This is a genomic window from Vibrio genomosp. F10 str. 9ZD137, from assembly GCF_049974785.1.
Classification (GTDB): Bacteria; Pseudomonadota; Gammaproteobacteria; order Enterobacterales; family Vibrionaceae; genus Vibrio.
The window spans coordinates 1-453 of sequence record NZ_JBNGCJ010000076.1; the positions used below are offsets into that span (position 1 = coordinate 1).

The following is a 453-nucleotide window of genomic DNA, read 5'->3' on the forward strand; positions in this document are numbered from 1 at the left end:
GCTGTGGTACGGCGCAAAACTCCTATAAAACCGTGGATAGTATGAAAATTGTCTTTAGCGACGGTTCGATTCTCAACACCGGAGATGCCACCAGCATTGCTGAATTTTCCCAACAGAACCCTGCACTCATTGCCGGTATTAAAGCGCTACATAATGACACCATTGCCAACACCGAGTTGACTCAGCGCATCAAACATAAGTATCGGCTGAAAAACACCACAGGTTACGCCATCAATGCTCTCGTTGACTACCACGATCCAATCGACATTATTGAGCATCTCATGATCGGCTCCGAAGGCACATTAGGGTTCATTGCAGAAGTCACCTACAACACCGTGGTAGAACACGCTCATAAAGCTTCTGCCTTATTGGTTTTTTCCGATATTGAACAAGCCAGCCAAGCGGTGACCACGCTTTCAAACAGCCCGGTTGCAGCGGTGGAACTGATGGACG

General features: G+C 47.9%; 1 pseudogene. It reads left to right on the forward strand.

What is annotated here, in order from left to right:
- Positions 1-453 (forward strand): annotated as a pseudogene (locus ACP45E_RS00975) (4Fe-4S ferredoxin); the annotation flags it as partial.